The following is an 11,300-nucleotide window of genomic DNA, read 5'->3' as shown; positions in this document are numbered from 1 at the left end:
AGTCAGAAAGAATTAGATCAAATTAATCATTGGATTAATGCCAGGCCAATGAAAACGCTCAACTGGCAATCACCACGAAAAGTCTTTCAGAAACATGCGGTGTTCGGATGATTCTTGCAATCTGCCAAATATTAAGTTTTTCGTATACCCCCGCCCTCGCTCGCATAATAGAGAGCGCACACATAGGCCTTTTTTGCGTCGGGGAAACATTTTACCATTATTTTTTATAGGAGGGTGACAACCCCAACCCAGCGCCATTGCTGAGTTCTTTTCCGAAAAAAAGACCAAAAAGTGATAGCTAAAGTAACCCCTAACTAACAATTAAATAGCATAATTAACCAAATAGAAACATTATTTCGCTTGGAATGCTTGATGACTCAAATTTATAAACTCATCCTCATGTTGCACGATGATATTCAGTAATGTTTTCAAATTTGTTCACCACACCACCGTTGTTCTATTACTTTACCCAAATTCATCGTCTACATTATTCCATGTTATAAATTTATCACTGTATTAACGCCAATGACTTGTTATGCTCTGGTTGGATGACTGACAAACAAAAATTAATATCATAAATCGCTTGTTTATGTTTTGGATCATTCTATTGCATAAGTTTCAATCGACCTGAAAAAATAATCTCGTAACAATTTATCAGTGCTGTCTGCAATTTAACAGCCACTCTTTATCTTTTGTCACTTTTTAAACTCATTCTTTTTCTGGGATAATTATTGAAGTCGTCAGCTATCCCCCTCATTTCCTTTTATAAACCGCATGCATCCTTTGTTTTGCTAGTTATAACGTTCTCACAATACATCAGCAAAGGCCAAACACTCTTTCACAAGAATCTGTGGCCTATTAGATATTTCAATATTTTTGACTATGCCGTTAAGCTCTTTGTTGCGTGCCGTAATGACTTAAGTCGGGGCATTGTAAAACTTGCCCATTGCCACACATGCTCTTTATAATGCTGGACATACATATCTAGCAACTCGGGTGTCAGCTTTTTCTTGAATGGATCAAGTTGATTTTTAACATCATGTATAAAGCGAATGGTATCCACCCTATACCCATTTGTCGGATTGTTGAGTTCATCCAGATAATCTAAATAATCATCCAAACCACCTGAAAAATAATATACCAATAACTCACGATTACTCATGTCTCTCTTCATCATAGCACCTACTTTATGAGATATGGTTATTATACTGTATATATATTTATATTAGAGTGTATATATGTTGTTTGTGTATCACATTCGAGATTATGTATTACTTTTTCCTATTCAAGCAAATAAAAAACGGCTTAAACGCCGTTACACTGCTTACTTGCTGATTTAAAAAGTTTCCTATTTTGTGTGACATGCTGTGAAATACAATGCAACGTTTTTCATCAAAAAAGGCGTTACATCAAGGTGTTTTGAACCCTGATGCAACGCCATGAAATGTTTAGTGGAGCCGAGGGGAGTCGAACCCCTGTCCAAACTGCCCGGTACATGAACCTCTACGCTTATAGTGCTGTCATTTAAACTTCATGATTGATTCCGCCACAACACATGGCTCACACCAATCACTAACTCGATTCATTTAACGCCGCTGTTCCGAATCTAAGCAACGACGCGATCTGACCTTTTATGACCTAATCCCAGATGTCAGCGACCGAGATTAAGTGACGCTTCACTGGTTTTTAAGCAGCGATTGCGAAAGAGTTTTCGTTTTTTGCAGTTAAAATTTCTGCCCGTTTTAACGCCCGGATGGCGAAACGCAGCCCATGCCCTAAACAACCTGTCGAATTCCAAAAACGACCCCATGCTCTGCTGGTTTAAACACCAAACAAAAAATACTGACAACTGTCAGTATTTTATTATACCATATTAAAATGCTCTGAAACGGGCACGACGTTGCTTTAACAATTCTGCAGGTGTTAAAGCATTTAATTGGGTGAATTCGTCATCTAAGCGCTGACGAATCAAATTAAACACCCGGGGATGATTCCGTGATTCTGGAATAATATATTCAATCACGCCCTTTTCCAAAAGATCTTTGGCTGTGATCCCCATGACACCGGCAGCCTCATCGGCGCGCTTGCTATCTTTCCATAAGATAGAGGCAAAGCCTTCTGGTGACAAAATGGAATAAGTGGCGTTTTGGAACATCCAGACTTGATCACTCGTCGCCAACGCCAAAGCCCCACCAGAACCGCCTTCACCATAAATAATGGCAATCATTGGCACCGTTAATTTCATCGAGTCCAAAATTGACTTGGCAATCGCTTCACCTTGGCCTTGTGCTTCCGCTGTTTTTCCCGGAAAGGCCCCTGGCGTGTTGATAAAGGTCACAATTGGCCGATGAAATTTGTTGGCTTGTTGCATTAAGCGCTGGGCCTTGCGATAACCCCAAGGTTCGGGCGAGCCATTACGCTTACTCAATTTATCTTGAATATCTACACCTTTATCAATTGCAATGACGGTGACTGGCTTGCCATTTAAGGCAGCAATCCCACCAATGACCGACATATCATCCCCGCTCAAACGATCCCCATGGAGTTCGACAAAGTCTGTGAAAATGCCGTCGATGATTTCACGAGCTAAAAAGCGGTCTTCACGTGACTTTTTCACCACTTCTGCTGGCGTTAATTCGTGCTTAAATAATTTTAATCCAATATTGACTGCCATGTTATACCTCCGACACCCGATGTAACTTCACCAACTTAGCAATGACTGCGCTAAGTTCTGGCCGTGGTACGATTTGATCGACAAAGCCATTTTCCAACAACGTTTCCACGCGCTGAAAATCTTTGGGTAGCTTTTCATGAATGGTTGATTCAATCACACGTGCGCCAGCAAAGCCGACTAAGGCATGTGGTTCGGCCAACGTAATATCGCCTTGCATGGCGAAACTAGCCGTCACACCACCAGTTGTTGGATCCGTCAGTACCACCAAGTACAGTAAGCCAGCTTCTTGATGCGCCGCCACTGCCGCAGACACTTTGGCCATTTGCATCAAAGAATTAATCCCTTCTTGCATCCGTGCCCCACCAGAAGCCGTGAACAACACGACGGGTAGCTTCTTGTCGGTAGCATACTCAAACAAGCGGGTAATTTTTTCGCCAGTCATTGATCCTAATGAGCCCATCATGAAGTAAGAATCCATCACGCCTAGCGCCACTTTTTCATTTTCAATCGTGGCCACACCCGTTAATACGGATTCACCCAGGCCAGTTTGTGATTTTGCCCGTGCTAATTTATCAGCATATCCCGGGAAATCAGGATGCGCCATCGTCATATCAGCATCCATTTCTTCAAAAGATTGCGTGAGCAAATCTACGCGTTCTTGGGCTTGCAAACGGAAGCCATAACCACAGTGCGCACACACCCGAAATGGCCCGAGTTGCTTATTATACATCTGAACACCACAATATGGGCAAGCCAAGAATAGACCATCTGGGATACGGTCATTGACTGACGCATCACGTATAATTTTGACTGTTGATTTCTGATTATCGTATAAATCCATATTCGTCCCATGCCAATGATCAAAAAGAATCGGCATGCCTCCTAATCTTATTGCGTAGCAATATCACAATTGCTCATCGCATGCATATAACAATACCGCATATGTGTCCCATACGCGGTATTATCGATTATTCACGTACTGGTAAACTTTCAATCCAGCGTGGTAAGAATTCGCTTTCGAGATAGCGTGTATCAAATTCTCCGCGTTGTACTTGTGGGTCAGCGAGTAACGCTTGTTGGAATGGGCGGCTTGTTTCAACACCACGCACCACGGTTTCATCAATAATACGTCGCATCTTGGCCATGGCTTGCGTCCGGTCTGCGCCGTGCACAATGAGCTTGCCAATCATCGAATCATAAAATGGTTGGATCTTGTCCCCATTAAACAAAGCTGAATCGATACGGATACCAGGGCCACCAGTTGGTAGAAAGACAAAGTCAATGGTCCCAGCACTTGGTGCAAAGTGTTTTTCAGGTTGTTCAGCCGTCAAACGGACTTCAATTGAATGCCCTTGCACTTGCACATCGTCTTGGGTCACTGGCAAATCTTCCCCAGCGGCTACCGCAATTTGTAGTTGAATCAGGTCTAATCCTGTCACCATTTCAGAAACCGGATGTTCAACTTGAATACGCGTGTTCATTTCCATGAAATAAAAGGCGCCTTCATGGTCTTGTAAAAATTCAATGGTTCCAGTGTTCACATAGCCCAAGGCTTGGGCTGCACGCGTCACAATCTCCCCCAACTCAGCACGCATGGCTGGGGTCACGCCAGTTGCTGGCGATTCTTCAAGCACCTTTTGGTTATTACGTTGCAAAGAACAGTTGCGTTCTGGTAGATAAATCACATGACCATTTTGATCGCGCAACAATTGCATTTCAATATGTCGCACGCGTTCCATGACCTTTTCGATGTACATATGGTCATCACCAAACGCGGCCCGCGCTTCGTTTTGCGCATCATCAAACTTGTCAGATAGTTCATCTTCGCCATAAACAAAGCGCATGCCTTTCCCACCACCACCGGCAGCAGCTTTTAGCAATAATGGATAGCCAATGCGATCAGCCACGGCTTTGGCTTCGTCAAAATTACGAATAAAACCTTCGGAACCCGGAATCACTGGTACACCAGCACGGCGGATTTCTTCACGCGCGTTGGCCTTATTCCCCATCAACTCAATCGTTTCTGGTCGCGGTCCAATCCATTGAATCCCAACTTCGCCAACCATTTCAGCAAACAAAGCATTTTCGGCTAAAAATCCATAACCTGGATGGATGGCTTCAGCACCCGAAAGCAATGCCGCGCTTAAAATGTTTTTCATGTTCAAATAGGAATCTTTTGGCTTTGGCCCACCGACAGCAATGGCTTCGTCAGCGATTTGAACATGGAGACTATCTTTATCAGCCGTTGAATAAATTGCGACTGAACCGATACCCATTTCTTTTAATGTTCGGATGATACGAACCGCAATTTCACCACGGTTGGCAACCAATACTTTTTTAAACACAATTAATCTCCAATGATGAATGTCAATTCAGCAGTTGTTGCCTTCTTATCACCAATCCATACAATCCCTTTACCTGTCCCAATTGGGCCACGCAAGCGATCGATGGTTACTTCAAGGCGCAAGCGGTCACCAGGTCGTACCATTTGACGGTAACGTGCCTTTTTAATCCCACCAAAGTAAGCCGTCTTCCCTTTATATTCGGGCAATGACAAGAGTGCTACAGCACCGGTTTGTGCTAAAGCTTCAACCGTTAGCGCACCCGGAAAAGTTGGGTTCCCAGGAAAATGCCCTTGGAAAATTTCTTCGTTGATTGAAATATTCTTGTAGGCCACCGCACGTTCACCAGGGACTAATTCTTCAACCGTATCCAACATCAACATCGGATAACGGTGTGGGATAATTTCCATAATTTGTTGGGTATTCAATACGCTCATGTGTCTTCAGCACATACAGCAATCCTTGCTGTATGCATTTCCTCCTCTTGGTATGTACGCGGAAAACTCCGCATGAATTATGCTGGTGTTACGATATAAAGTGGCTTATTGTAATCAACCACTTCTTCGTTTTCAACCAAAATTTCAGCAATTGTGCCGGCAACTTCACTGTGGATTTCCGTCATCAATTTCATCGCTTCAATCACAGCAACAGTTTCACCAACGGCAACCTTATCCCCAACTTGTTTAAACATTGGTGCTTCCGGCTTTGGTTGCAAATATACTGTCCCAACCATTGGGGCAACAATTTCCGCACCAGCCGCCACTGGCTTAGCCAATGGGTGTTCACTTGGTGCTTCGGCAGCTGCCACTGGTGCCGGCGCTGCCGCGGCGGCAGGTGCTGGTGTCACAACAGCGGCATTTTCATTTTTTGACAGATGTAAACTAAACTCACCGTCATTGATTTGAAATTCGCGTAATGAACTATTTTCTAAATCCGCCATTAAACCGCGGATTTCTTCGATATTTAAACTCATGAATTAAGCCTCTTCGTGCCAGTTTTTGAAAATAACTGCGGCGTTGTGGCCACCGAAACCATAATTTGCACTCAATACATATTCGGGTGCTTGATGCTTGGTGTCAGTAGAGACCAAGTTCACCAACTTTGTGTCATCATCTTGTTCGTCCACACCAACGTTGACGGGCATTTCACCACGAACAATTGCACCAACCGCAATCAAAGCTTCGATTGCACCAGCCGCACCAAGCAAGTGTCCTGTCATCCCTTTAGTTGATGAGACCGGCACATTGTTGGCACCAAAGACAGTGGCAATTGCATGCGCTTCGCCAGAATCGTTGGCACCAGTAGCTGTACCGTGGGCATTGATGTATGAAATCTTTTCAGGTTGCAAATCGGCGTCACGAAGCGCATCACGCATCGCACGTGCAGCCCCTTCGCCATCAGGTGATGGTGATGTCATGTGGTAAGCGTCAGATGATGCACCGTAACCTACAAGTTCAGCCAAGATGTTCGCCCCACGCGCTTGTGCGTGCTCAAGGCTTTCAATGACCAAAATACCTGAGCCTTCACCAAGCACAAAGCCATGACGGTTCTTATCAAATGGCTTTGACGCTTCAGACGGATCAACTTCCGTTGACAAAGCAGTCAAAGCAGCGAAACCGGCAATCCCAATTTCATTGACTGTTGCTTCTGAACCACCAGTCAACATCACGTCAGCTTTACCTGATTGCACACGCCAGAAGGCTTCACCAATCGCATTTGTTGCTGAGGCACAAGCGGTTACGATCGTGTAGTTGACCCCTTTGGCACCAAAACGCAATGAGACGTTACCAGATACCATGTTTGGAATAGATTCAGGCACGAACAATGGACTCACGCGCTTTGGTCCCTTATCATGCATCTTAATGACTTGTTCTTGAATGGTTGTCAAACCACCAATACCATTACCAAGAATCACACCAAAACGCGTTGGATCTTGGACAGTTGTTGGGTTGGCTGAGCCTTCAGGGGCCTTCAAGCCTGCATTTTCCAATGCTTGATCAGCAGCGTCAATAGCGTATTGTGAGAACAAATCCAACTTACGCGCATCACGCTTTCCCACACGTTGTGCTGGATCGAAACCGTCTACTTGACCAGCAACTGTAATCCCAGTTTCTGATGCATCAAATTTTGTGATGGGCTTAATCCCGATTTGTTCATTGAAAATCCCGTTTAAAAATGTTTCGGTATCATTTCCAAGTGGGGTTACGGCACCAAGACCAGTAATGACTACTCGTGTCATGTTGTTCTCCTTTAATTAAATGTATAATCCGCCATCAACAGTCAATGTTTGGCCTGTAATGTAGGCACTGTGAGCTAAGAAGAGTGCTGCTTCAGCAACTTCAGTGGCTTCACCAAAACGTGAGAGTGGAATGTTCTTTAAAATTTCAGCTTGTGTTTGCTCCGGTAAGACGGCCGTCATATCTGAAACGATCATCCCTGGCGCAATGGCGTTCACGCGAATACCACGACGCGCCCCTTCTTTTGCCAAAGACTTGGTGAAGCCGACAATGCCGGCCTTTGAAGCCGCATAGTTGACTTGTCCCATGTTACCCATCAATCCAACCACAGAACTAAGGTTAATAATTGCGCCATGCTTTTGGCGAATCATCTTCTTAAAAATTGGTTGTGTCACATTAAATGTGCCGTTAAGATTAACATTCACAACTGTCGCAAAATCTGCCGGCGTCATGGCCATAGCCAATTGATCCTTAGTAATCCCTGCATTGTTAATCAAGACATCAATCCCTGGGAAATCTGCTTGCTTGTACAAGGCTTTGATACTTGCTTCTGCGGCTTCAGCATCTGCAATATCAAATTGCAAGGTTTGTGGTGTTTGCTTAAATTCAGCCAAAATTTCTGGCTTGATTTCAGAACGGGCATGCAAAATGACATGTGCCCCCGCAGCGTCAAAAGCTTTGGCAATTGCCAAGCCAATACCGCGAGATGAGCCAGTGACAAGCACTGTTTGATCTGTGAAATCCATCATGTTAGGCTTCCTTTCCTTCCGCAAGCAATAAGTCACGCACAGCATTGAAACTGTCGACATCTGTGATGGCGTAACGCTTGACATCCTTTGGTGCAATTTTCTTCGCAAACTTAATTAATGTATCTGATGGACCGACTTCAATCAAGGTGTCCACCCCATCATCAAGCATCTTTTGCAAGGCTTGCGCGAAGTATGTGGGTGAAATAATTTGCTTGGTCAATGTTTCAAACAATGTATCAGCGGTGAACACTGACCCAGTTGTATTTGAATAGACTGGATACTGCGTCGCCTTGAAAGTTTCACCGGCAAGACGCGTTGTGAGCTGCAATGCTGCATCCTTTAATAATGGCGTGTGGAAGGCACCAGAAACTGGTAACTCGACCATTCGTTGAATGCCAGCATCTGTCAAAGCTTCAACGGCCGCATCCACATCCGCGGCCACACCACCAATCACAAGTTGCGCAAATGTGTTGTAGTTTGCAGGATAAACACGTTTACCTGCTGCCTGCAACGCTGTCAAAACCGATTCAATCAGTGCTTGATCGTCGCCCATCACAGCGACCATCTTCCCCGGATTGGCTTCACCGACAGTTTGCATGTAGATGCCACGGTCTTTGATAATGGCCACGGCTTGGTTAAAGTCCATTGCACCGCTTGCTGTGAGCGCAGAATATTCACCTAAGCTCAAGCCCAAGCCAGCAACTGGTGTTGGTAGGACATCGCCCAATGCGTTGATGATCGCATTGCTCATGGCTAAAATAGCGGGTTGGGCGTAAGCCGTTTGCGTGATTTTTGCCTCGTCATTTGCCACAGCTTGTAAATCATAGCCTAAGATGGCAGACGCTTGGTCAATCGTTTCACGGTAAGCAGGTAATGCCGCGTATAGATCAGCACCCATGCCGGCTTTTTGTGCCCCTTGACCACTAAATAAGATACCTAATTTCATGTTAGTCCCCATGTACAATTTACGATTAACCCTGTGCAGGATTAAAGTGTTGTATTTTCAATACCCATCAAGTCTGTCGCTTGTGCCCAAATATCTGACAAAATTTGTGCAGCTGGTTTTTCATCTTTGATCAAACCAGAAATTTGACCTGCCATGAAGGCGCCGCCTTCTTTGTCACCTTCTTGAACAGCGCGACGCAATGTACCAGATTCCAACTTTTCAATGGCTGCAGCGTCTGGCTTTTCTTTTTGAATTTCAAAGACTTCATTTTTAACAAAATTCTTAGCCATCTTGTTCTTCAAAACACGTGCCCGGTTACCCATCAGTTGGCCAGTCACAATCGTGTCAATATCCTTAGCCTTAATGATCTTTGACTTGAAGTTTGGGTGAATTTCTGATTCAGTGGCTGTCAAGAAACGTGTACCCATTTGGGCGCCAGAAGCACCTAGCATGAAGGCCGCAGCGACACCACGACCATCACCAATACCACCTGCGGCAATGACTGGAATATCCACCGCATCAACCACTTGCGGTACCAATGTCATCGTCGTCAACATGCCAATGTGACCACCAGACTCCATACCTTCAGCAATCACGGCATCAACGCCCTTCTTTTCCATCATCTTGGCCAATGATACAGAGGGTACCACTGGCATCACAATAATGCCTGCGGCATGTAATTCATCCAAGAAAGGTGATGGATCCCCTGCACCAGTAGCTACCACTTTTACGCCTTCTTCAATAATCACGTCAAAGACTTCTCGAATGTGACGACTCAAAAGCATGACATTGACACCAAACGGCTTATCAGTCAACGCCTTGACCCGTTTGATTTCTTTTCGCACATCTTCACCGTGCCAATAACCTGTACCAATAAAGCCTAAACCACCAGCTTCTGAAATTGCTGCAGCCAAAGCACCTGTTCCGGCCCAAGTCATCCCGCCTTCAACGATGGGATACTTCATGCCTAATTTTTTAAAAAGCGGGTTCTCTACATTTACTACCATTATATTTTCCTTTAATCAATACACTATGTACGTGATCATTCAAGCATGATCACCTGTAACATTAAGCTGCCAATTGTTCCTTAACCTTGTCAACCAAGTCTTGCGTTGTCTTGATGTCTTCAGCAACGGCCAACTTGATGTCAAAGTCATCTTCAACACGGTTCAAAACTTCAAACAAGTCCAATGAATCGGCATCGATATCGTTAGTCAAGTCAGTTGTCAAAGTCACTTCGTCTTCTTCCAAGTCAAATTGGTCAACCAAGATTTCCTTAACCTTGTCAAAAATTTCTGCATCTGTCATAATGTTCGTCTCCTAATATTTTTTCAGTATTTTCGTTAGATTTTTACGGTGCAGCCGACTACACCGATACGTTTAAATTTTCCAAATTTGTGCGCCAACCGTTAGCCCACCACCAAAGCCAGCTAACGCAATCGTTTGTCCTGCATGGACTTGGCCAGATTCAACTAGTTCATCCAAGAGAATGCCAATACTTGCGGCACTCGTATTGCCATTGCTGGCCATATTAGTGGGGAATTTTTCGGCAGGCTGGCCAAAACGCTTGGCAATCGTTGACACAATACGCGCATTAGCTTGGTGCAATAAATAATAATCCACATCATCAGCTGAGAGTTGTGCTTTTGCCAATGCAGCTTCTAGCGCAGCCGGCACTTCACGCGTAGCAAAGCTATATACTTCACGACCATTTTGGTGGAAATACGGGTCAGCTGGCGTGATTTCACCCGAAAATGGGTTAGCATTGCCAAAACGGCCAGCAACTAAATTATCGCCCTTGTCACCGAAAGTTCGTAACTCTTCACTCAGTAAGCCAATATCTGCTGTGGTTGTTTCGACCAACACGCCGGCGGCCCCATCACCAAACAAAACGGCTGTGGTCCGATCTTGCCAATCAACCAACTTTGACAAGACTTCCGCACCAATCACCAAACCGCGGCGATAACGCGTTGCTAACAGGCTTGAGGCCACGCTCAGCCCATAAACTAAGCCAGAACATGCTGCACTCAAATCAAAGGCAAAAGCCTGTGTTGCGCCAATGGCGCCTTGGACAATCGCCGCTGTACTTGGTGATAAACTGTCTGGTGACATGGTACTAACGACAATAAAGTCTAGGCTTTCGGCCGATACTTGGGCCTTTGCTAATAATTGTTGCGCGACTTGAATGGATAAGTCGCTCGTATTTTCTGTGGTGACCACCTGACGTTGACGAATCCCTGTCCGTGTATAAATCCAATCATCATTGGTGTCCATCATAGTACTTAATTCGTCATTGGTCACCAGGCGGCTAGGCACTTGACGCGCCGAGGCCACGATCTTTAAGTGTTCCAT

At 44.8% G+C, this 11,300-nt stretch carries 12 protein-coding genes, 1 other RNA gene and 1 pseudogene; 1 reads left to right on the top strand and 13 read right to left on the bottom strand.

Annotation, left to right across the window (positions count from 1 at the left end):
- A pseudogene (locus tag HF966_RS07150) lies at positions 1-111 on the top strand (IS30 family transposase); the annotation flags it as partial.
- A gap of 769 nt (positions 112-880) precedes the next feature.
- Here HF966_RS07150 and HF966_RS07145 read toward each other — a convergent pair.
- The 13 genes from HF966_RS07145 to HF966_RS07085 form a co-directional block, all read right to left on the bottom strand.
- Positions 881-1,162, bottom strand: a complete 282-nt coding sequence (locus tag HF966_RS07145) for a hypothetical protein (protein ID WP_168677448.1) — start codon at positions 1,160-1,162, stop codon at positions 881-883.
- Positions 1,163-1,449: 287 nt separating this feature from the next.
- Positions 1,450-1,808, bottom strand: a transfer-messenger RNA (tmRNA) gene (gene ssrA, locus HF966_RS07140).
- A gap of 65 nt (positions 1,809-1,873) precedes the next feature.
- A complete protein-coding gene (gene accA, locus HF966_RS07135; protein WP_168677446.1) occupies positions 1,874-2,674 on the bottom strand; it encodes a carboxyltransferase subunit alpha in 801 nt (266 codons plus the stop codon).
- A 1-nt stretch (position 2,675) separates the two neighbouring features.
- Entirely contained in the window at positions 2,676-3,515 is an 840-nt protein-coding gene (locus HF966_RS07130; RefSeq protein ID WP_168677457.1) for an acetyl-CoA carboxylase carboxyltransferase subunit beta, read from the bottom strand.
- Positions 3,516-3,642: 127 nt separating this feature from the next.
- Positions 3,643-5,019: an acetyl-CoA carboxylase biotin carboxylase subunit gene (locus tag HF966_RS07125; protein ID WP_168677444.1), complete on the bottom strand. Its 1,377-nt coding sequence runs from the start codon at positions 5,017-5,019 to the stop codon at positions 3,643-3,645.
- A gap of 2 nt (positions 5,020-5,021) precedes the next feature.
- Positions 5,022-5,453 (bottom strand): 3-hydroxyacyl-ACP dehydratase FabZ, encoded by a 432-nt coding sequence (gene fabZ, locus HF966_RS07120; RefSeq protein ID WP_168677442.1) that lies wholly within the window; start codon positions 5,451-5,453, stop codon positions 5,022-5,024.
- 77 nt (positions 5,454-5,530) lie between these two features.
- Entirely contained in the window at positions 5,531-5,989 is a 459-nt protein-coding gene (gene accB, locus HF966_RS07115) for an acetyl-CoA carboxylase biotin carboxyl carrier protein (RefSeq protein WP_168677441.1), read from the bottom strand.
- Between the two features lie 3 nt (positions 5,990-5,992).
- Positions 5,993-7,255 carry a beta-ketoacyl-ACP synthase II gene (gene fabF / locus HF966_RS07110; RefSeq protein WP_168677440.1) on the bottom strand — a complete coding sequence of 421 codons (1,263 nt, stop codon included), beginning with the start codon at positions 7,253-7,255 and terminating at the stop codon, positions 5,993-5,995.
- 15 nt (positions 7,256-7,270) lie between these two features.
- The gene (gene fabG, locus HF966_RS07105) at positions 7,271-8,002 is read right to left on the bottom strand and encodes a 3-oxoacyl-ACP reductase FabG (protein ID WP_168677439.1); all 732 of its coding nucleotides are present in this window, start codon (positions 8,000-8,002) and stop codon (positions 7,271-7,273) included.
- A 1-nt stretch (position 8,003) separates the two neighbouring features.
- Positions 8,004-8,948 carry an ACP S-malonyltransferase gene (locus HF966_RS07100; protein WP_168677437.1) on the bottom strand — a complete coding sequence of 315 codons (945 nt, stop codon included), beginning with the start codon at positions 8,946-8,948 and terminating at the stop codon, positions 8,004-8,006.
- Positions 8,949-8,989: 41 nt separating this feature from the next.
- Entirely contained in the window at positions 8,990-9,955 is a 966-nt protein-coding gene (locus HF966_RS07095) for a nitronate monooxygenase (RefSeq protein ID WP_168677436.1), read from the bottom strand.
- 61 nt (positions 9,956-10,016) lie between these two features.
- The gene (locus HF966_RS07090) at positions 10,017-10,256 is read right to left on the bottom strand and encodes an acyl carrier protein (protein WP_004904335.1); all 240 of its coding nucleotides are present in this window, start codon (positions 10,254-10,256) and stop codon (positions 10,017-10,019) included.
- Between the two features lie 72 nt (positions 10,257-10,328).
- On the bottom strand, positions 10,329-11,300 hold the full coding sequence (locus HF966_RS07085; RefSeq protein ID WP_168677435.1) for a beta-ketoacyl-ACP synthase III: 972 nt from the start codon (positions 11,298-11,300) through the stop codon (positions 10,329-10,331).

Source organism: Leuconostoc holzapfelii, assembly GCF_012396485.1.
Taxonomy (GTDB): Bacteria; Bacillota; Bacilli; order Lactobacillales; family Lactobacillaceae; genus Leuconostoc; species Leuconostoc holzapfelii.
Note: the sequence above shows the minus strand (reverse complement) of the source record. Positions and strands in the feature narration are given on the sequence as shown.

Excerpts from the sequence above, each read along its gene's own strand:
- HF966_RS07145 (WP_168677448.1), bottom strand. The coding sequence starts at position 1,162 with ATGAGTAATCGTGAGTTATTGGTATATTATTTTTCAGGTGGTTTGGAT.
- accA (WP_168677446.1), bottom strand. The coding sequence starts at position 2,674 with ATGGCAGTCAATATTGGATTAAAATTATTTAAGCACGAATTAACGCCA.
- HF966_RS07130 (WP_168677457.1), bottom strand. The coding sequence starts at position 3,515 with ATGGATTTATACGATAATCAGAAATCAACAGTCAAAATTATACGTGAT.
- fabZ (WP_168677442.1), bottom strand. The coding sequence starts at position 5,453 with ATGAGCGTATTGAATACCCAACAAATTATGGAAATTATCCCACACCGT.
- accB (WP_168677441.1), bottom strand. The coding sequence starts at position 5,989 with ATGAGTTTAAATATCGAAGAAATCCGCGGTTTAATGGCGGATTTAGAA.
- fabF (WP_168677440.1), bottom strand. The coding sequence starts at position 7,255 with ATGACACGAGTAGTCATTACTGGTCTTGGTGCCGTAACCCCACTTGGA.
- fabG (WP_168677439.1), bottom strand. The coding sequence starts at position 8,002 with ATGATGGATTTCACAGATCAAACAGTGCTTGTCACTGGCTCATCTCGC.
- HF966_RS07100 (WP_168677437.1), bottom strand. The coding sequence starts at position 8,948 with ATGAAATTAGGTATCTTATTTAGTGGTCAAGGGGCACAAAAAGCCGGC.
- HF966_RS07095 (WP_168677436.1), bottom strand. The coding sequence starts at position 9,955 with ATGGTAGTAAATGTAGAGAACCCGCTTTTTAAAAAATTAGGCATGAAG.
- HF966_RS07090 (WP_004904335.1), bottom strand. The coding sequence starts at position 10,256 with ATGACAGATGCAGAAATTTTTGACAAGGTTAAGGAAATCTTGGTTGAC.
- HF966_RS07085 (WP_168677435.1), bottom strand. The coding sequence starts at position 11,300 with ATGGAACACTTAAAGATCGTGGCCTCGGCGCGTCAAGTGCCTAGCCGC.